The 18,477-nt window shown below is 70.4% G+C and carries 19 protein-coding genes and 1 pseudogene; 13 read left to right on the top strand and 7 right to left on the bottom strand.

Going from position 1 to position 18,477, the window contains the following annotated elements; translation table 11 throughout:
* Window positions 1-77: 77 nt before the first annotated feature.
* The gene (locus CW359_RS16995; protein ID WP_105970785.1) at window positions 78-740 is read left to right on the top strand and encodes a TetR/AcrR family transcriptional regulator; all 663 of its coding nucleotides are present in this window, start codon (window positions 78-80) and stop codon (window positions 738-740) included.
* 138 nt (window positions 741-878) lie between these two features.
* On the opposite strand, the gene CW359_RS16990 is transcribed toward CW359_RS16995, so the two are convergent.
* Complete coding sequence (locus CW359_RS16990; protein ID WP_105970784.1) at window positions 879-1,529, bottom strand: helix-turn-helix domain-containing protein; 651 nt, start codon at window positions 1,527-1,529, stop codon at window positions 879-881.
* A 411-nt stretch (window positions 1,530-1,940) separates the two neighbouring features.
* On the opposite strand from CW359_RS16990, the gene CW359_RS16985 reads away from it, so the two are divergent.
* The 8 genes and pseudogenes from CW359_RS16985 to CW359_RS47335 form a co-directional block, all read left to right on the top strand.
* Window positions 1,941-2,207 (top strand): acyl carrier protein, encoded by a 267-nt coding sequence (locus tag CW359_RS16985; protein WP_105970783.1) that lies wholly within the window; start codon window positions 1,941-1,943, stop codon window positions 2,205-2,207.
* Entirely contained in the window at window positions 2,204-3,016 is an 813-nt protein-coding gene (locus CW359_RS16980; RefSeq protein WP_105970782.1) for an SDR family NAD(P)-dependent oxidoreductase, read from the top strand. The genes CW359_RS16985 and CW359_RS16980 overlap by 4 nt, the downstream gene beginning before the upstream one ends.
* A gap of 14 nt (window positions 3,017-3,030) precedes the next feature.
* The gene (locus CW359_RS16975) at window positions 3,031-3,585 is read left to right on the top strand and encodes a MaoC family dehydratase (protein ID WP_105970781.1); all 555 of its coding nucleotides are present in this window, start codon (window positions 3,031-3,033) and stop codon (window positions 3,583-3,585) included.
* Entirely contained in the window at window positions 3,582-4,451 is an 870-nt protein-coding gene (locus CW359_RS16970) for an SDR family NAD(P)-dependent oxidoreductase (RefSeq protein ID WP_105970780.1), read from the top strand. The genes CW359_RS16975 and CW359_RS16970 overlap by 4 nt, the downstream gene beginning before the upstream one ends.
* Window positions 4,448-5,722: a beta-ketoacyl synthase N-terminal-like domain-containing protein gene (locus CW359_RS16965; RefSeq protein ID WP_105970779.1), complete on the top strand. Its 1,275-nt coding sequence runs from the start codon at window positions 4,448-4,450 to the stop codon at window positions 5,720-5,722. Before CW359_RS16970 ends, CW359_RS16965 begins: the two co-directional genes overlap by 4 nt.
* Window positions 5,719-7,113 carry a beta-ketoacyl-[acyl-carrier-protein] synthase family protein gene (locus tag CW359_RS16960; RefSeq protein WP_105970778.1) on the top strand — a complete coding sequence of 465 codons (1,395 nt, stop codon included), beginning with the start codon at window positions 5,719-5,721 and terminating at the stop codon, window positions 7,111-7,113. The genes CW359_RS16965 and CW359_RS16960 overlap by 4 nt, the downstream gene beginning before the upstream one ends.
* A 1-nt stretch (window position 7,114) precedes the next feature.
* Complete coding sequence (locus CW359_RS16955; protein WP_105970777.1) at window positions 7,115-7,849, top strand: alpha/beta hydrolase; 735 nt, start codon at window positions 7,115-7,117, stop codon at window positions 7,847-7,849.
* Window positions 7,846-8,322: pseudogene (locus CW359_RS47335) on the top strand (4'-phosphopantetheinyl transferase family protein); the annotation flags it as partial. The gene CW359_RS16955 and the pseudogene CW359_RS47335, both read left to right, overlap by 4 nt.
* A 51-nt stretch (window positions 8,323-8,373) precedes the next feature.
* Here the strand turns inward: CW359_RS47335 and CW359_RS16945 are convergent.
* The gene (locus CW359_RS16945; RefSeq protein ID WP_105970775.1) at window positions 8,374-9,927 is read right to left on the bottom strand and encodes an FUSC family protein; all 1,554 of its coding nucleotides are present in this window, start codon (window positions 9,925-9,927) and stop codon (window positions 8,374-8,376) included.
* 47 nt (window positions 9,928-9,974) lie between these two features.
* Between CW359_RS16945 and CW359_RS16940 the strand changes: the two genes are divergently transcribed.
* The 3 genes from CW359_RS16940 to CW359_RS16930 all read left to right on the top strand — a co-directional run bounded on the left by CW359_RS16940 (window position 9,975) and on the right by CW359_RS16930 (window position 12,150).
* Window positions 9,975-10,394 carry a MarR family winged helix-turn-helix transcriptional regulator gene (locus tag CW359_RS16940; RefSeq protein WP_105970774.1) on the top strand — a complete coding sequence of 140 codons (420 nt, stop codon included), beginning with the start codon at window positions 9,975-9,977 and terminating at the stop codon, window positions 10,392-10,394.
* Between the two features lie 55 nt (window positions 10,395-10,449).
* Window positions 10,450-11,712 (top strand): alpha-amylase family glycosyl hydrolase, encoded by a 1,263-nt coding sequence (locus CW359_RS16935; protein ID WP_105970773.1) that lies wholly within the window; start codon window positions 10,450-10,452, stop codon window positions 11,710-11,712.
* 96 nt (window positions 11,713-11,808) lie between these two features.
* Window positions 11,809-12,150 carry a DUF3817 domain-containing protein gene (locus tag CW359_RS16930; RefSeq protein WP_105970772.1) on the top strand — a complete coding sequence of 114 codons (342 nt, stop codon included), beginning with the start codon at window positions 11,809-11,811 and terminating at the stop codon, window positions 12,148-12,150.
* Between the two features lie 84 nt (window positions 12,151-12,234).
* On the opposite strand, the gene CW359_RS16925 is transcribed toward CW359_RS16930, so the two are convergent.
* Complete coding sequence (locus CW359_RS16925; RefSeq protein WP_105970771.1) at window positions 12,235-12,744, bottom strand: MarR family winged helix-turn-helix transcriptional regulator; 510 nt, start codon at window positions 12,742-12,744, stop codon at window positions 12,235-12,237.
* Window positions 12,745-12,903: 159 nt separating this feature from the next.
* Here CW359_RS16925 and CW359_RS16920 point away from each other — a divergent pair, with 159 nt between their 5' ends.
* On the top strand, window positions 12,904-13,929 hold the full coding sequence (locus tag CW359_RS16920; protein ID WP_105970770.1) for a glycoside hydrolase family 6 protein: 1,026 nt from the start codon (window positions 12,904-12,906) through the stop codon (window positions 13,927-13,929).
* A gap of 15 nt (window positions 13,930-13,944) precedes the next feature.
* Here CW359_RS16920 and glxA read toward each other — a convergent pair whose 3' ends face one another.
* From glxA to CW359_RS16900, 4 genes are all read right to left on the bottom strand, one after another.
* Window positions 13,945-15,900, bottom strand: a complete 1,956-nt coding sequence (gene glxA / locus CW359_RS16915) for a radical copper oxidase GlxA (protein ID WP_105970769.1) — start codon at window positions 15,898-15,900, stop codon at window positions 13,945-13,947.
* 3 nt (window positions 15,901-15,903) lie between these two features.
* Entirely contained in the window at window positions 15,904-17,679 is a 1,776-nt protein-coding gene (locus CW359_RS16910; protein WP_105970768.1) for a glycosyltransferase family 2 protein, read from the bottom strand.
* A 105-nt stretch (window positions 17,680-17,784) separates the two neighbouring features.
* Window positions 17,785-18,078, bottom strand: coding sequence for an MTH1187 family thiamine-binding protein (locus CW359_RS16905; RefSeq protein WP_105970767.1), 294 nt, complete (start codon window positions 18,076-18,078; stop codon window positions 17,785-17,787).
* Entirely contained in the window at window positions 18,075-18,428 is a 354-nt protein-coding gene (locus CW359_RS16900) for a DUF3817 domain-containing protein (protein WP_105970766.1), read from the bottom strand. Before CW359_RS16900 ends, CW359_RS16905 begins: the two co-directional genes overlap by 4 nt.
* Between the last annotated feature and the right edge of the window lie 49 nt (window positions 18,429-18,477).

Here is an 18,477-nt window from a genome sequence, read left to right as displayed (position 1 = left end):
GTGAAGCAATACCCAGTGATCTGCCTCACCACCGCTCGGGAAGGAGCGGATCGGAAACGGCCGGTTATGGTCATGCCATGCAGAGCCGCACCCCCGCAGGTCGTACGGGGCGTCCCCGTAGCGTCGCCGCGGACACCGCGATCCTGGCGGCGACCCGGGCCGCGCTGGTGGAACTCGGCTGGTCCAAGCTGACGTTGGGGGACGTGGCGACCCGCGCGGGGGTGGCGAAGACGACCCTCTACCGCCGCTGGCCCGGCAAGAACGAGCTGGTGGTCGACGCGGTGGCGGAGTTGTTCGACGAGCTGGAGCTGCCCGACCGCGGCAGCCTCGCCGCCGACATCGAGGGCGTCGTCCTCCAGTTCGCGACGATCCTGGCCCGCCCGGAGGCCAAGAGCGGACTGATGGCCGTACTGGCCGAGTCGACGGTCGACGACGCCCTGCGCGAACGCATCCGCGACTCGATCGTCGACCGCCAGAAGCGCCTGGTCCTGGAGGGCCGCTCCCGCGCCCAGGCCCGCGGCGAACTCCCCCCGGAGCCGGACCAGGAGACGGCGTCCAAGAACGCGGACCTGATCTTCGACGTGGTGGCGGGCTCGGTGGTACACCGCACCCTGATCAGCGCGGAACAGGTGGACACCTCTTGGGCCCAGCGCTTCACGGCCCTGCTACTGGGCGGCCTGAACGCGACGGCCCGACCGACCGACCCGACGGCACCGGGGACGACGACGTCGGTGGCTTGACGGGGGCTGGGAGGGGAGGGTTGACGGGGGCTGCGCGCAGGGGGCTTGACGCCGACCGAGCCCCGCCAACCCTCAGGCCACGCAAGCCCCTTGGCGCCCGCCGAGCCCGGGGCCCCAGCCCCTGACCAGCGCTGCCGGTCACCCCGCCAACCGATCCACCACCCCCTGCACCCCCACCCCCCGCAACCCCCCATCCCCCCTCCGCACCCTCCCCCAAGCCGCCCGCCAGGCGTGTATGCGGTGGCCGGGCTGGCCGCAGGCCAGGGCGTAGGAGATCAGTAGGGCCTCCGACGGGAGGCGCAGGCCTGACAGGACGTCTGCCAGGGTGCTGCGGGGGAGGGGGCCGAAGCCGGAGTCGGTGGCCCGGTCCTGGAGTTCGCGCAGGGACGGGTGGCCGGCGTCGTGGCGCAGGCGGTGCATCGCCTCCAGTAAGTGCGCGGGCTCGTAGACCAGTTCGAGGCGTCGGCCCCGGCCCCGGCGCGGCACCGACAGGACGGAGGCCTCGCCGCGGTCCCTCGGGCCCGCCGACGTCGCCGTCTTCTCCCACCTGCTCCGCGCCTCGTGCTCCGCCGCCCCGCACACCACCGCGTACACCTCCACCACCGCGCACTTGGGCAGCACGCTCCCGCTGTCGGCCCGCGAAAGGGTCACCGCCGAGCAGCCCGGCCGCCCCGCGCGGTCGGCCATCTCGCGATAGGTGAGCCCGGCACGCTCCCGCAGCGACCGCAGCCATCGCGCCAACTCGAAGTACGGGGCCGACTCCGTAAGATCCGCTTTTCGACGTCCCATCACATTCCCCTCCTCGACGCCCGCCGGTTCGGTCTTCGCCTGTCTCCCGTTTTCTTCCGTGGATGATCGAAATTCAATGGGCCGGGATTCAATCGGACCGAGCCGCTCCTCCGGACACCAAACGGCAGGATGGCGGGTTGGGAAGCCATTGGTCCAGAACTCGTGATGGTTGATTCAACCTTGTCCGGAAACCAGAGGAAACAATCCGGCCGCAGGAATCGGCTCACGGCATCACAAGCGCGGGTACGCACAGCTTGCGGGGCTTCTCGGGGCCGGACCGTAAATTCTGGAGAACATTCTGTCCGGCACCACGGCACAGGTTAGCCCTTGCGGCGATCTCGCCCGGTCTGCTGGCATGTCCCAGGACCGCACGGATTCGCACATGCCGCTGACCACAACCGGAGGCCCAGAATGTCAGATTCCGCTGCCGAGAAATTCGATGCCCTGGTCGCGCTGATTCGGGATGTGAAGCCGAGTCTGAACAACACGCAGATCACCCCGGAGCATTCCGTCGTCGAGGATCTCGGACTCGACTCCCTCGACATATTGCAGCTTTCCCGGAAGGTGAACCGCGACTTCGGCGGCACCTTCGACCTGGAGGAGTGGGAAAGCGACTCGGACACCCACCACAGGTCGGTCGGCTCGATTCTCCGGCACATAGACCCGGCGACCGTATGAGCGCGGACACGGGCACGGAAACGAGCACGGGCGCAGACCCGGGGTCGCCGAGCGAACACCGTCGCGTCGCCCTCGTCACCGGCGGCTCCCGGGGCATCGGCGCCGCCGTCTGCCGGCGGCTCGCGGGCGACGGACACACCGTCCACCTCGTCTACCGCGACGCCGAGGACGCGGCGGAACGCGTCGTCAAGGAGATCACCGCCACCGGCCGCCGCGCCGTCGCCCACCGCGCCGACGTGTCCGACGAGGCGCAGGTACGCGCGCTCGTCGACGCCGTCGTCGAGCGGGAGGACCGCGTGGACGTCCTGGTCAACAACGCGGGCGTCATCGACGACCGGCTGCTCGCACTGACCAGGACGGCCCAGTGGGAGCACGTGATCCGGGTCAACCTCGGCGGCCCCTTCCTGATGTGCCGCGCCGTCGTCCCCCTCATGCTCGAACGCTCCTGGGGCCGGATCGTCAACATCTCGTCCAATTCGGTACGCCAGCCCGGCCCCGGCCAGACCTCCTACGCCGCGTCGAAAGGCGGCCTGGAGGCACTGACCCGCGGTCTCGCCGCGGAAGTGGGCCACAAGGGGATCCGCGTCAACACCGTGGCCCCCGGTGCAATCCGCACCGATATGACGGCGGCCCTGGCCGGCCGGCTGGGAGTCGGTCCCGAAGGGGCGGGCTGGGGTGTGCCTGAGGACATCGCGGGTCTCGTCGCTTTTCTGGCGGGCGACGAGGCCGACTACATCCAGGGACAGACCTTCACGGTCGACGGCGGCCGGCAGGCCATGCGTCCGCGCGGCTCGAAGAGCGGCGCATGAGGAAGCGGGGAGAAATGACGGAAACAGCATCCGAGGCCGCCGGCAACGCACCGCCCGCCACTCGGCGTCTCCTGTACTGGGAGGACCTGAAAGAGGCCTCCGCACGCAGCTACGGCCCGGTCGTCTTCAGCAGCGAACTGCTCGACCAATTGCTGAACCTGCTCGGCGAAAAGCACCCGATCCACGACAGTGGCGCCTTCGCCGAGTCGGTCGACCGGCGCCAGCGCATCATTCCCGGCGGATTCATCCACGCAATCACCTCGGGCTGGGTCGTGCGGCACGGCAGCGCGGGCGCGGTCCTCGGTCTGCGCTCCATGAATTGGGACTACGTACGGCCGCTGTATCCGGACACACCGTTCTGGTTCACCACCGAGACCGAGCACAGCGAATTGATCGACGACCGGTGCGGTCTCGTGAGAACGGTGCGTCGCGTGCATACGGAAGATGACCGGGTGTACGCGATAGGACGGCTGAGCGTCGTGTTCATGCGGCGTTCGTGGCGTGACACACGAGTCGAGGAACGCACCAGGGCGAAGGCCGGGCAGCGTCAGAAGGGGGTCTCTTCGTGAGTTTCGAGGAATGCCGTCCGCTGAAGGGCCGGGTGGCGCTGGTCACCGGCGGCTCCCGGGGCATCGGCGCGGGTATCAGCCGCAAACTGGCCGCCTGGGGCTGCACGCTGGCCGTCAACTACGTCGACCGGGCCGGCCCGGCGCGCAGGCTCGCGGCCGAGCTGGAGGAACTGGGCACGAAGGTCACCCTGCACCAGGCGGACCTCGGCGAAACGGCCGCCGTGGCCCGGCTCCTGGAGGAGGTCGGGTCGGTCCACGGCGACCTCAACATCCTCGTGCAGAACGCGGCGGCCACGAAGTTCATCGCCCTGGAGGACGCGACCCCGGAGCAGTGGCAGTTCGTCCAGGACACCAACGCCCGCGCCACCTGGCTGCTGGCCAAGCACGCGATCCCCCTGATGCGGGACCGCCCTGGCGCCCGTTTCATCACCATCACCAACTCCACGACCCAGCGGATCGTGCCGCGCGCCGGCCTCTTCGGCGCCGCCAAGGCCGCCCTGGAGAACCTCACCAACTACCTCTCGTACGAGCTGGCCCCGTACGGCATCGTCGCCAACTGCGTACGCCCCGGCCTCGTGCAGACCGACGTGTTCAACGTACGGCCCGACTTCGCGGGCGGTGTCCTGCACGAGATGGCCGTCACGCCCTGGCGGGACGGGCTGATGACCACCCCGGAGAACAGTGCCGACGTGGTCGCCATGCTCTGCCTCGACGAGGCCAGCTGGATTGCCGGCCAGACGATCACCGTGGACGGCGGCTACCAGCTGTGGGGCAACCTCGGCGCCCGCCGCGACCCCCGGGCGGGACAGCAACAGCAAGGGCAGCAAGGACAGCAGGAGCAACAGCCCGGCCCGGTGCCCTCATGAGCGGCACCAAGGGCGCGACGCGCACGAAGGACACGAGCGGCATCGTCATCACCGGCACGGGAGTGATCACCGCCGCCGGTACAGGCCCCGGTCCCGTCCTCGACGCCATGCTGTCCGGCACCACCCTGTTCGCCGACCGGCCCGAGCACGCCTGGCTGCCCTGGCCACTGGCCGACATGGGCCTGCCCGGTATCCCCTGGCCCGAGGGCGACACCTGGGCCAACAACCAGAAGTACGCCAGTGCCACCGCCCACGCCGCGGTGGCCGCCGCCCGGCTCGCGCTCGCGGAGGCGGGCGGGGCGGAGAACCACGAGGAGGCGATCCGCTGCGGCACAGTCGTCGCGACGGGCATGGGCGGCGGCGACGAACTCACCGAGGTCATCCCCAAGTTGGCGGTCAAGGCCGAGACCGACCCGAGGCCACTGGCGAAGCTGCTGTACGACGAGGTGCCCGACTACACCTATCTGCGCGGAATCCCTTCCCAGATAGGCCAGTTCGTCTGCATGGCGGCGGGCTTCCTGGGCTCCAACCTCGCGATGTACGGGGAGTCGGGCGCGAGCGGCCTCGGCACGCTGGCGGCGGCGATGCGACTGCTGCGGGCCGGCGAGCTGGACCGGGTCCTGGTCGTCGGGGTCCAACCGCCGCTCTCCGCCATCGTGTTGGCGGCCCTGGACAGCGAGGAGGCCATCGGCACGAACGCGGGCTCCGGCGCCGGACCCTTCGACCTCGACCGGGCCGGCATCCTGCTCGGCGAGGGCGCGGCGGCCCTGATGGTGGAGCGCGCAGAGGTCGCGCGGGCGCGGGGCGCGCGGGTCGTCGCGGAGGTGGCGGCCTGCGAGACCCTGTGCGCGGCCGACCGTACGAGCGCGCTCGACGGGGCGGTCTCCGCCGTACTGGAGGAGGCCGGGCGGCGGCCGGACCTGTGGTGGGCGCACGGCTCGGGTTCGGTGGCGTCGGACCTGGACGAGTGCCGTACGGTCGGCCGGTTCGCGGCGGGCGTGCCCGTCACGTCGAGCAAGGGGACCATCGGCAACACCTTCGAGTGCGCCGGTCTGATCGACGTCGTGCTGGCGATCGAGGCCCTGGACCGCGAACTCGTCCCGCCCGTGGGCCTGTTGCGCAAGCCCGACCCCGCGCTCGGCGAGCTGGACTTCGTCCACGGCGCGGCACGCCCCGTCGCCAGGACCGGCAGCGCGCTCGTGACCACGTTCGGCCCGACCCCCCGCTCGACGACGGGGGGAGCGGCGATGCTCACCAGGGGGAGCCAGTGACGAACGAGAAGCACGGGCACGGCGCCGATGTGGTGATCACGGGGATGGGGGTCGTGACCCCCAACGCGGGCTCGGTGGAGTCCTTCTGGGAGGCCAATCTGACCGGGCGGTCCGGGCTGTCGTACGAGCGGCGGATGGATCTGTCGCAGCTGCCGTGCGGCTGGGTCGCCGGGATCATCCCCGATGACATCAAGAAGTCGGTCGAGGACCGGGCGGGCGCACCCGGCCGTTCCTGGACGGACATGCTGCTGCACGCGACCGTCGACGAGGCGCTGCGCGACGCCCGGGTCGAGGGTCCGCTGGACCGCCCGGCCGGTCTGCTGTGGTCCCGGGTGTCGCCGGGGCCGAGCGGCACCTTTCCCGAGGAGTACGTCGCGTACATGGAGACGGTCGCGGCCCGCTACAAGGAACTGGGCGACGACCGCGCGGCCACCCTGCGACGCCTGCGCGCCGAACGGGCCGAGCGGGTCGAACAGGCGGCACGCACAGGACGATCCGCCTCGGACTCCGCGTCTTCCGCCGACGCCGCCGAGGCGACGACGTTCCCGAACGCCGTCGCACGGCGCCTCGGCACCCCGCTGGTCACCATGGGCCTGGAGGCGACCTGCGCGGGCGGGCTGCGCGCGATCGCGGAGGCGGCCCGGCTGCTGCGTACCGGCCGGATCGGGCTGGCGGTGGTCGCGGCGAGCGTGTCCCGCAACACGCACTATGTCCTGTCCCAGTACGGGCAGTTGATGGCGCTGTCGCGCTGGAAGGGCGCGGCGGAGCAGGCCTCGATGCCGTTCGACAGCCGGCGTTCCGGGATGGTGATCAACGAGTCGTCTGCGGCGCTCGTCCTGGAGACGGCGGAGCACGCGCGGCGGCGCGGGGTGGACACGGTGCACGCCGTCATCGACGGCTGGGGCCTCGCGGTGGACATCAGCCATGTGACCGCGCCGCGCATCGACACCGTCGAGCGGGTGGTCCGGGGCGCGCTCGCGCACGCGGGTGTCGCGCCGGACGACATCGACACCGTCAACGCGCACGGTACGTCGACCCGTCTGAACGACATCACGGAGGCCCGCGCGCTGCACCGGGTCTTCGGGAGGCGGATGCGGGAGATCGACGTCTGCGCGGTCAAGTCCCTTACGGGGCACGGTTCCGCGGCCTCCGGAGTGGTGGAGTCGACGGTCGCGGCACTCACCCTGTGCCGGGGCGTGGTCCCGCCGGTGGTCACCTGCACGGAACCGGACCCGAAGTGCGATGTGCGGACCTCGCTCACCCCGGTCGAGCGGCCGGTGGACACCGTACTGAAGAACTCCTTCGGTTTCGGCGGCCAGTACGCCTCGATGGTCTTCCGCCGACCGCCCAACCCCCGCCCCGCACCGGCGACTTCGGGAGCAGAGCACTGACGTGGAACCCGAGGACGAACCCGAGGAAGAACTCGACGTGGAACTCGACGTGGAACTCGAATTCGACGTCATCGATCCACCCGGCAGGCCGGAGGCGACCGTCATCTGGCTGCACGGCATGGGCCAGGACTCCGGGACCCTGGCCCCGGTGGCCCACCGGACCGGCCTGACCCGGCCCGGCTCCCGGGTACGCCATGTGTTCCCGCGCGCCCCTCGCCAGTCACCCGGACTGGCGGGGGGCGTGCCCGCGCGCGCCTGGTTCCGCCAGCGCGTGTTCTCCCTCAAACACGCCGACCTGCCCACCCTCCTCGCCACCGAACAGGCCCTGCACCGGCTGGTGTCGACCGAGTCGGCACTGACCGGACCGAAGCGTGTCCTGCTCGCGGGCTTCTCCCAGGGCGCGTCCATGGCCCTGATCACGGCCCTGCGCCACCCCGAGCGACTGGGCGGCCTGATGCTCTACGACCCTTTCCTGACCGGCGAGTTGGCACTCGCCGAGACCCGGTCACCGGCCAACTCCGATCTGCCCGTGTGGATCGGCCAGGGCCGGTTCGACTGGGTGGTCCCGCTGGCGATCGGCGAGTCCGTCCGCGATCTGCTCAACTCGTGGGAGCAGCCGCTGTCCTGGCACGTGTACTACGACTACCCGAACAACCACGAGCCGTTCAGCGGCGCCGCCGCCGATCTGCGGGCCTTCTTCGACGACGTGGTGGCGGGCGGGGGCGGACCGGAGTGATCGGCGTCTGGGCGGCACCACTCGTCGTGCCCGCCGACCGCGTACGCGCCTGCCGCACCGTCCTGTCGCCCCGGGAACGGGAACGGGCGGACCGCCTGCGCCTCCCGGTGGACCGCTCCCGCTTCACCGTGTGCCGCTGGGCGCTGCGCACCCTGCTCGGCAGCGCGTGCCAACTCGCGCCGCAGGACGTGGAGTTCGTGTACGGCGTCCAAGGCGAGCCACGCCTCGCGAAAGCACCGCGCGTGCACTTCGACCTCACCCACGCACGCGGCCTGGCGCTGATCGCGATCGCCGACGCACCGGTCGGAATAGCCGTCGAGTACGCGGACCGCGTACCGGACACCATGTACGAGCTGATCCGCTGCTTCTTCTCGCCCGCCGAGCGCCGCCGTCTCCTGGAGCGCCCCGCCGAGGAACACCGCGACGCGTTCTTCCGCTGCTGGACCCGGAAAGAGGCCCTGATCAAGGCGTGCGGCGAGGGCCGCCTGTCGGTCCCGGCCGACTTCGCACCGCCCGGCCCCTGGTCACTGCTCCCCCTCACTCCGGTGCCCGGCTATCTCGGCGCCCTGGCCGTGCGCGGCGGACGGGAACACCTGGGCGATCCGGCCGAGGGCGGCATCGATCTCCCGGACGGCCCCCAACTGCACCGCTGCCGGCTGGTACGCGGGTCCTGGCAGCCGTCCGATGGCCCGCCGCACGAGGGCGACATTGGCGAGCACGGCCTCGGCGTCGGCGGCCCCGACCCGGGCGAGCGCGCGAACGGGCTCTACACACGCGTGTACGGCGTCGACCGCGTCCGCGAGATGCGGTGACGGCTCGCCCGCCCACACCCGCCCGAGGAGCGCGCGATGCGTACGCAGCGGCGGGGCGACCTGGTCGAGAAGCCCGACGGCGACATCGAACCGGGCGCGGTGGCGCGGGAGTTCAGGGTCCGAGCCACCAGGTGATGCTTGCGTGCGCAGTACGTCGGCCAGGGCGGCCAGCGCGTCGGCGACCCGGCGGCGTACGACGTCGACGGTCCGTACGGGCGCGACGAGCCAGGACGCGGCGACACCGACGACGGCACCGACCGCGATGGCCTGCAGCCGCTGCCCGAGGATGTCGAGATCGGCCTGGCCGAAGTACCCGTAGAGGAGGGAGAAGGCGGCGGTGACGCAGGCGGCCCAGTAGGCGTAGTTGAGCGGGCGCAGCCAGGTGGCGAGGGCGAGGACCGCGAAGAGCAGGACGACGGCCCAGGGGTCCTGCGGCCCGAACAGTCCGACGATCCCGGTCGCGGCGGCGGTACCGAAGGCGGCGCCGAAGGTCCGGGTGGCCCCCTTGTACAGCACGTCGCCTCGCCCCCGGGCGCCGCTGCACACGATGAACGCGGTCAGTACGGCCCAGGTCCAGTGGTCCGGATAGGCGAGATGCCCGACGAGGAAGGCGGCACCGAGCGCGGCCCCCATCTGCAGCGCCATCCGCGTGCTGACCCGCAGCCGCCCCCACCCCTTCCCCCCACCGGAACGCGGAGACAGAGACGGAGGCGGTACGGCGACCGGATCGACCGGCCGCTTGAGCCCCACCCGCTCGCCCAACCCGACGTATCCGGCGGCGACTTGGACGACGAGGACACAGCAGGCTGCGATGAGCGCGACGAGCCCCATCCACAGGACGTGGCCGTCGCGCTGGGCGGCGGCCGTGCCGATGGGCCCCTGGACGACAAGGGTCGCGACGAAGGGGAGGGCGGCGAGGGTGCCCGCGCGGGTGGCGCGCGGCCCGAAGCGCCGGATCCAGAGGGAACCGGCGACGGCGAGAGCGAAGAGGGCGTCCCCGGCGACGGTGTGGTCGGACATGAGCCGGTCCGCCCAGGCGGCACCCATCGCGACGGCGGGCAGCACGAGAAACCCGAGCCCCCGGTCCACGAGATCGGCGTCCCGCTGGGTCCATGCCAGGGTCCACCCCAATGCCACGGCCTGGATGACGACGTCGACATGGAGATGGGCGGCGTCTTCGAGGAGCAGCGCGCAGCCGTAGCTCGCGAGCACCGCCGCCATGATGACCACCGAGTCGCACAGCTCTTTCGGTACGGTCTTCGCCATACCCGGGATGATACCGGGATAGTAAGCGATAGCGTACACTCTGGGCCATGGAGACTACGACGGCGGCGGAGGTCCGCCAGGGCGTGACCCGACTCGCCCGCCGCCTGCGAGCGGTGCGCTCACCGGGCACGCTCAGCAACAACAAGCTGGGCGTACTGGGCACCCTGCACCGCAACGGCCCTTCCACCCCCGGCGAGTTGGCGGAGACAGAACGCCAACAACCCCAATCCCTCACCAGGGTGTTCGCGGAACTGGAGGCGGACGGCCTGGTCACCCGCGCCCGAGACCGACGCGACGGCCGCCAGTCGGTGCTGTCCCTCACTCCGGCGGGCAGGGAAGCCCTGCGCGCCGAGATGGCGGAACGGGACGCGTGGCTGGCGACGAGGATGGCGGAACTGACGGAGACGGAACGCCAGGTACTACTGCTGGCGGGACGCCTGATGGACGCCATGGCGGACGGAAACTAGGGAAGCCCACCCGCAAGGTAATACGCAATCTCGTACCAAATCTCCGGGAGATGGAATGCACTGGTCGGCACACTCCATCTGGTGGCAGCTCCACCCGCTGACGTTCACGGGCGCGGAACGTGAGGCGCTCCCGCCGGCCGCCCCACCGATCCCCCGGCTGGCCCGGCTGTCCCCCTGGCTGGACTACCTGGTCGAGCTGGGCTGCAACGGCCTGGCCCTGGGCCCGGTGTTCGCGTCGGAGACCCACGGCTACGACACGGTCGACCACTTCCGCGTCGACAGCCGCCTGGGCGAGGAGGCGGACCTGCTCCGCCTGGTGGAAGAGGCCCGGGCCAGGGGCGTACGCATTCTCCTGGACGGCGTCTTCAACCACGTAGGACGAGGCTTTCCGGCCCTACAGGACCTGGCGGCGCACGAACCGGACGGCACGTTGAGGGTCTTCGAGGGCCACCAGCACCTGGTGACCCTGGACCATTCCTCGCCACAGGTGGCCGACTACGTCACCGAGGTCATGACCCACTGGCTGGACCGGGGAATCGCGGGCTGGCGGCTGGACGCGGCGTACGCGGTGCCGCCGGCGTTCTGGCGGACGGTGACGGCGAGGGTGCGGGCGCGGCACCCGGACGCGTGGCTGACGGGTGAGGTCATCCACGGCGACTACGCGGGGTTCGTGACGGAGGGCGGCCTGGACTCGGTCACCCAGTACGAACTGTGGAAGGCGATCTGGAGCGCGCTGAACGACCACAACCTCCACGAGCTGGCCTGGGCGCTGACCAGGCACAACGCCCTCCTGGACACCTTCACCCCACAAACCTTCGTGGGCAACCACGACGTGACGAGACTGGCGAGCAGACTGAACGACACGAGGCACCTCCCCCACGCCCTGGCGGTACTCCTGACCACGGGCGGCGTCCCGTCGATCTACGCGGGCGACGAACAGGCGTTCCGGGGAATCAAGGAGGACCGAGAGGGCGGCGACGACGAGATCCGCCCCACGTTCCCGGCCCACCCCACCGAACTGGCCCCGTACGGCGAACCCCACCACCGCCTGCACCAACACCTGCTCGGCGTACGCCGCCGCAACCCCTGGCTGACAGCGGCGCACACGACACCATCAACCCTGACGAACGAAACCCTCGCCTACACAACCACCCACGCCGACCGAACCCTGGCGGTGGCCCTGAACCTCACGGCCCGCCCGACCCACCTGCCGCTGCCCACCAGAAACTGGCAAGTCGCGGCAGGAGAGGGAGAGTTCACGCCAGAGGGAGCGAAGCTGCCCGCACACGGGTGGCTGATCGGAACGCCGAGGGACTAGAACAGACGTCCGGGGGCTGTGCCCACACGCCCGTGCGCCCCGGCCCGCCGGGGTCCCCCTGCGGGCCGAAACGGGGCACCGGCTACCCTCGAAGCCATGAAGAAGAGCGTCCTGATCCGCTACCGCGTGATGGCCTACGTCACCGCCGTCCTGCTGATCCTGCTGACGGTCGGCGTGATCGGAAAGCGGCTGCTGCACCTGGACGGATTCGACTCGTTCACCACCGGTGTCGGCATCGCCCACGGCTGGCTGTACGTGCTGTACCTGGTCTTCGCCTTCGACCTCGGCACCAAGGCGAAGATGCCGCTGGGCCGCCTCGCCTGGGTCCTGCTCGCCGGTACGGTCCCGACCGCCGCGTTCTTCGTCGAGCGCAAGGTGACCCGGGAGGTGGAGCCGCTCATCGAGAAGGACACCACCCCCAAGCCCGCCACGGTCTGACAGCCCCGCCGCGCGACACCTACTTCGTGTCACCGTCGGCGGCACCCGGAAGTGCGGCCCGCTCCCCCGAGCAGGCCCCCGTCCTCACTCCTCGTCGAAATCGCTCGCCGCCACCCGCAACGGCCGCAGCATCGCGAAGATCTCCGCGCATTCCTCCGCGTCGTACACACCCAGGCCGAAGTCCATCGCCATCAGGTCGCGGGTTGCCGCGTTCACCGTCTCGCGGCCCTTTTCCGTGATCGTCGCCAAGGTGCCCCGGCCGTCGTTCGGGTTGGGGCGGCGGGCCACCAGGCCCGACTTCACCAGGCGGTCCACCGTGTTCGTTACCGACGTCGGGTGGACCATCAGGCGTTCGCCGATCTTGGACATCGGCAGTTCCCCGGCCTTGGAGAAGGTGAGCAGCACCAGTGCCTCGTACCGCGCGAACGTCAGACCGTAGGGCTTCACCACCGCGTCGACCTCCGCGAGCAGGATCTGCTGCGCACGCATGATCGAGGTGATCGCGGCCATCGACGGGACGTTTCCCCAGCGCCGCTTCCACAGTTCGTCGGCGCGGGCGATGGGATCGAAAGGAAGACTGAGCGGCTTCGGCACGGCACCAGACCTTACCGGCCAGTCACATCCCGGTCAGCCCCGTCTCGCCCTTCGGGCCACCCCCGGTGTCGTGTCCGCGACGGTCCGTTCACCTGTGCCACGATTGATCACCGAACGTCACCGACACCCACCGTCCGTCATCCCGCCCAAGGGGGCCGCATGTTCCGGCAACGGCAGATCCGTACCCTCGCGGCCCTCACCGCTCTCGTGGCGTTCGGGCTCATCGCGGGCTGCGGGTCCGCGCCCGAAGTCGGGGAAGCCGCCGTAGTCAGCGGGGTGACCAAAGAGGCCTCCGGTGCCGGCGCCCAGGTGTTCTGGGTCGATCCCGACTCCCCCGCCGCCCGGCAGGCGCGGCTCTGGCAGCGGCGCGGGCGTGGCCCGGAAGCGCGGCTGCTGCGCCGTATCGCCGAGCAGCCCGCCGCGCTCTGGCCCGCCGGTGACGATCCGGTGCCGGTGATCCGGGCCGCCACGCGGGCAGCCGCAAAGGACGGGCGTACGACACTCTTCGTCGCGTACAACATCCCGCACCGCGACTGCGGTCAGCACTCCGCCGGCGGCGCCGGTGACCCCGGTGCCTACCGGAAGTGGATCGGACGGTTCGCCGACGCCCTCGGGGACAGTCCCGCCCTCGTCGTCCTCGAACCGGACGCCGTCGCCCACGTCGTGGACGGCTGCACCCCCGCCGAACACCACGCCGAACGCGAGCAGTTGCTCACCGAGGCCGTCGCCCGGCTCAAGCGGCAGCCCCGCACGAAGGTGTACGTGGACGCCGGCAACCCCGACTGGATCGACGAGCCCCGCAAGCTCGTCGAGCCGCTGCGGCGGGCCGGGATCGCCCGTGCCGACGGGTTCGCGCTCAACGTCTCCAACTTCCAGACGGACGCCGCCACCAAGGCGTACGGCGTCCGCCTCTCCCGCGCCCTCGACGGCAAGCACTTCGTCGTCGACAGCAGCCGCAACGGCAACGGGCCGTTGGGCGGTGAGCGCAGCGACGCCTGGTGCAACCCGCCGGGCCGCGCCCTCGGCACCCGCCCGACCACCCGTACCGGCGAGCCCGCCCTCGACGCCTACCTGTGGATCAAGCGCCCCGGCGAGTCGGACGGCGAGTGCCGGGGCGGCCCGGCGGCCGGCCGCTGGTGGCCGGAGTACGCACTCGGGCTGGCCCGCAACTCCCGTACCCAGTAGGTCAATTACGCCCGTTCACTTCACCTGGATCCACTTCGCCTCCGACGGCGTCCCCTTCGCGTCCGTCACGAACAGCATGTACCAGCCGGGCGGGACGAGTGTCCGGTCCTTCGGTACGTCGACCGTCACCGACGTGCGGTCCTTGCTGAGGGGCAGGTCGATGGAGCGCTGTTCGACGTCCGTCGTGTGCGTGACCGCGCTCGGGCGCATCAGGCGGGCCTTCGAAACCCGTTCGGGGTGGGCCGACTTGAAGGTCGCGCGGCCGTGCTTGTCGACCTCCTGGGGGCCGTCGCCCAGTACGGGACGGCTCTTGCCGTTCTTGTGCAGCGCGGGCGGCGTGAAGATCTCCATGCGCTGCTCGAAGTGGCCCAGCTTGGTGTTCTGTTGGTTGTCGTAGAGCGGGTCCGAGCCGAACGTGGCGACCCGGCCGTCGGGCAACAGCAGTGCCTCGGAGTGGTAGTTGCGGCCCACCTTCGGGGAGGCGGCCGTCCGGAAGGCGTTCGCCTTGGGGTCGTAGAACTGCGCCTTGAGGATGTTGCTGGCGCTGCGGCCCCGGTAGTCGGAGGCGCCGTTGGACGTGAACACGGTGTCGTCCGGCATCAGGACACTGTTCAGGTAGCGCGTGCCCTGGGGGAGGTCGGGGCCCGCCTCGAAGACCGGGTTGTCCTTCTTCAGGTCGACGACCGCCGTGCGGCGCGTGGCCTTCTTGGACTCGCCGACGCCTCCGCCGCCCAGGATCATCACCTTCTGGTCCTGCGCGGGCGGCAGCAGGACGGAGGCGGAGGTCTCCGTCTCGTCCGCGTCCGTGAGGCCCGGCACCTTCTCGAAGGTGTTCGTCTTCAGGTCCCACAGGCCCGGCGCCCGGCCCATCGTCGCCGGTCCGTAACCGGCGTTGGACGCCGGGTAGAACAACTTGCCGCCCTTGGTGAGGAACAGGGCCGGGTAGGTGGGGAAGTAGCGCTTCGGACCCGGGGTCCACTTCTTGGTCTTCGGGTCGTAGATCTCGTTGTCCCCGGGGTCGATCGCCCCCACGTCGTCGAGACCGGAGACCGCCAGCACCCGTCCGTCGTCGAGCCCGACGAGCGTCGGGTACCAGCGTGCCTTGTCCATCGGGTCGACCGGGATGTACTTCTCGGCCTTCGGGTCGAACTCGTAGGCGGCCCTGATCCCCTGGAAGTCCTGCTTGTCCATGGTGATCTTCTCGGAGAGCCCGTACGCGTTGTCCGCGTCCTTGCCCTTCAGCCCGACGATCTCGTACTGGGCCTGCTTGGCGGTGATCGACACCGGCCCCGCCTCGGCCGCCTCGACGAAGACCCTCGCCTCGCTCGCGACGACCTTCGTCACCCAGGGCTGCATGACCCCGGCCGCGTTGTACGTGATCTTCTGCGTGCGCTTGGCCTTGGGGACGGTGACGTCGAACCGGCTGACGTACTCGACCCCGGCGGGCGAGCGGAAGCGGGTGCCCGCCTTCAGCCGCACCGCCTTGTCGGGGTTCTCGTTCTTGACGCGCATCCCGCCGCCCGCCCGCTCGACCTCGCCGTCGAGGAGTTCGTAGCGGGCGGTGCCACCGGCCACCAGCAGCCGTCCGTCGGGGAGTTGGGCGTGCCCGGCGCAGAAGAAGTCGTCCGGCGTGGCGATCCGCTTGAAGGTGTTGTCGCCCGGATCCCACAGAACCGTGTCGAAGGAACCCTTGTCGAACTTCTTCTGCTCGTTGCCGGAGCCCGCGACGATCAGCACCTTGCCGGTGTGCAGCAGGGCCGCGTGGATGGCGTTGGTGCGGAACTCCTTCGGGATGTCGATCGAGCCCCAGGAGCCGTACTTGGCCTTGTAGCCGGGCTGGGCGATCTTGTACTCGTGGTACCGCTCACCGGCGAAACCGAGCACGGCGGGCGCGTTGAGACCGGCGAGCAGGGCGACGCCTCCGATGCCCAGGACGGTCTTCTTGGTCTTCTTCGACGGCTGGAAGGCCATGGCCTAGTTGCCTCCTGTCGGGGTGCTGGAGACCGGTGCGACGGTGCTCGTCGCGAGCGCGGGTTCCTCGCGCTCCCTGTTCTCGCCGGGCGACTCGCTCTCCGCACGCTCCCCGCGCCGGGTCGCGAGCCACACCGCGACCGGCGCCAGGGAGATCACCATCGCCAGAACTGCCCAGGTGCGCATGGCCACATGGGTGTGGCCGAGGCGTACGGAGGCCACGAGCGAGACGGCGAGGAGCACGGCCCAGAAGAGATGGACGCGGAAGGTGAGCAGCCGGTCGGGGCTGGCGTCCCCGCCCTTGGGCGTGACGACGAACCGGCTCGGGCGGCGGAGCAGCGCCGCCCCGAACGACTTGAGGTAGATCGGCGCGGAGAGCGCCGACATCCCCATCCCGGCGAGCCCGCCGGACCCCTCGGGCTCGTGCGGCGAGACGTTGTGCCGCCGGTTCCACAGGTACAGCCCGATCTGAAGGGCGGCGGCGTCGCTGTAGAGCATCAGCCAGACGGAGGCCGCGACCTGGGTGCCGGACGCCCCGAACCAGAGGAAGAGGAAGCAACTCACCATGCCGAGGAACCAGTTGACGGCGGTCATCGGGTAGTAGACGAGCATGAGGGTGTACGAGAACAGGCGGCCCGGGGGCATCGTGAAGGGCGCCTTCCAGTACTGCTTGAAGAGCGTCTCGTACGTCCCGCGCGACCAGCGCATCTGCTGGGTGAAGAAGTCGGTCCAGGAGGCGGGCCCCTCGCCGACGGCGAGCACGTCCGGCGTGTAGACGGACCGCCAGTGCCGCCCGGTGCGCGGATTGCGGCGGCGGTGCAGCTCGAACCCGGTGGCCATGTCCTCGGTGATGGAGTCGTACAGCCCGCCGATCTGCTTGACGGCCGCGATGCGTACGACGTTGTTGGTGCCGACGAACATGGGGGCGCGGTAGCGGTTCCCGGCGCGCTGGATGAGCGCGTGGAAGAGGAACTGCTGCGACTCGGCGGCCTTGGTGACGGGGTGGGTGTAGTTCCCGTACACCTGCGGTCCGACGACGAAGGCGACGTCCGGGTCGCGGAAGAAGCCCATCATCCGCTCCAGGAAGTTGGGGAGCGGTACGTGATCGGTGTCGACGGAGGCGTAGAAGTCGTACTCGTCGCCGTGCATGGCGATCCACGCGTTGTAGTTCCCGTGCTTGGTACGGGCCTTGTGGACGCCCTTGGTCCGGTTCCACTCGGGGACGCCGTGCCGCGAGAAGTGCCGTACGCCCAGTTCGGCGCAGAGCGCCCTGGCCCGCTCGTCGTCGCCCTCGTCGAGGAGCCAGACGTCCAGCGGGCCGGTGTGGTGGACGCGGACGGCGCCTTCGAGGGTGGCCCGGACCATCGCGAGGGGTTCCTTGCCCGGGACGTACGTGGTGAGGAAGGCGACGCGGGTGCCGGACTCGGGCACGACGGGTACGGGGTCGCGGGCGACCATGGTGGCGTGGGCGATCGACGCCACGTTGACGACCATGAACAGCTCGATCAGCCCGATGGCGATCAGCATCACGATGTCGAGGTGGACCATCCAGGCGTCGCCGCCCTCGCGTTCGACCCAGTGGTTGGGCCACACGAGGTAGACGAGCAGCGCGCCGGTGAGCAGCGGCGCGAGGGTCATCAGCAGGACGGCGCGTATTCGGCGCGGCTCACGGGAGAGGAGCGAGGTGTACCGGACCCGGTACGGCGCTCTGACCGGGGCCTCGGTGAGCGGTCCGGCGAGCCGGCTGTGGGTGTCGTAGTCGTAGCCCTCCGGCCGCACAGCGCCCTCCAGTGATCGAACGAAGCCGATATCCCCACAGAAGTGGAGATATGGCGACGTGTCGAACTGGACGCGTCCAGGCGGGTGGATTGCCGGGAAGGGCGGTTACTGGGAGAGGTGGCGTTCCACGGTCTCGACCTTGGAGGTCAGGCCGTCGGTCACACCGGGGCGGATGTCCGCCTTGAGGACCAGGGAGACGCGCGGGGCGCGTTCTTCCACGGCTGCGACGGCGCGCTTGACGACGTCCATGACCTCGTCCCACTCGCCCTCGATGGACGTGAACATCGCGTCGGTGCGGTTGGGGAGCCCGGATTCACGGACGACCCGGACGGCGTCGGCGACGTACTCCCCCACGTCCTCGCCGACGCCCAGCGGCGTCACGGAGAAGGCGACGATCATGCCTTGGAGACCTCTCCCTGCTGGGCCTGGCGGGCACGGGAGGCGATCACCGCGTCCTCGGTCTCCCGGCGCAGCCTGCGCTCGGCGAAGAAGCCCCCGGTCGGGAGGACGGAGAGGACGAAGTAGAGGAGCCCGGTCTTCAGGGACCACTTGGCGCGGTTCCAGGCGTCCGCCCAGAAGATCACGTAGAGGACGAAGAGGATCCCGTGCACCATGCCCATGACGGGCACCGCGTTGAAGTCCGTGGTCCGCTTCAGCACCGAGCAGACCAGCAGGAGCAGGAAGGAGACGGCTTCGGGGGCCGAGACCAGGCGCAGTCGGCGGAGGGCGGAGGCGGTCTTGATGTCCACGGGTCACCTTCGGGGCTTTGTGAATGGGCGCACAAACGTTCACCCATTG

Source organism: Streptomyces geranii, from assembly GCF_002954775.1.
GTDB classification, from domain to species: domain Bacteria; phylum Actinomycetota; class Actinomycetes; order Streptomycetales; family Streptomycetaceae; genus Streptomyces; species Streptomyces geranii.
The sequence above is the reverse complement of the archived record's forward strand: the minus strand, read 5'-3'. Positions and strand labels throughout refer to the sequence as shown.

Excerpts from the sequence above, each read along its gene's own strand:
- CW359_RS16930 (WP_105970772.1), top strand. The coding sequence starts at position 11,809 with ATGAAGAAGAGCGTCCTGATCCGCTACCGCGTGATGGCCTACGTCACC.
- CW359_RS16975 (WP_105970781.1), top strand. The coding sequence starts at position 3,031 with ATGACGGAAACAGCATCCGAGGCCGCCGGCAACGCACCGCCCGCCACT.
- CW359_RS16965 (WP_105970779.1), top strand. The coding sequence starts at position 4,448 with ATGAGCGGCACCAAGGGCGCGACGCGCACGAAGGACACGAGCGGCATC.
- CW359_RS16920 (WP_105970770.1), top strand. The coding sequence starts at position 12,904 with ATGTTCCGGCAACGGCAGATCCGTACCCTCGCGGCCCTCACCGCTCTC.
- CW359_RS16985 (WP_105970783.1), top strand. The coding sequence starts at position 1,941 with ATGTCAGATTCCGCTGCCGAGAAATTCGATGCCCTGGTCGCGCTGATT.
- glxA (WP_105970769.1), bottom strand. The coding sequence starts at position 15,900 with ATGGCCTTCCAGCCGTCGAAGAAGACCAAGAAGACCGTCCTGGGCATC.
- CW359_RS16995 (WP_105970785.1), top strand. The coding sequence starts at position 78 with ATGCAGAGCCGCACCCCCGCAGGTCGTACGGGGCGTCCCCGTAGCGTC.
- CW359_RS16905 (WP_105970767.1), bottom strand. The coding sequence starts at position 18,078 with ATGATCGTCGCCTTCTCCGTGACGCCGCTGGGCGTCGGCGAGGACGTG.
- CW359_RS16940 (WP_105970774.1), top strand. The coding sequence starts at position 9,975 with ATGGAGACTACGACGGCGGCGGAGGTCCGCCAGGGCGTGACCCGACTC.
- CW359_RS16945 (WP_105970775.1), bottom strand. The coding sequence starts at position 9,927 with ATGGCGAAGACCGTACCGAAAGAGCTGTGCGACTCGGTGGTCATCATG.
- CW359_RS16980 (WP_105970782.1), top strand. The coding sequence starts at position 2,204 with ATGAGCGCGGACACGGGCACGGAAACGAGCACGGGCGCAGACCCGGGG.
- CW359_RS16935 (WP_105970773.1), top strand. The coding sequence starts at position 10,450 with ATGCACTGGTCGGCACACTCCATCTGGTGGCAGCTCCACCCGCTGACG.
- CW359_RS16990 (WP_105970784.1), bottom strand. The coding sequence starts at position 1,529 with ATGGGACGTCGAAAAGCGGATCTTACGGAGTCGGCCCCGTACTTCGAG.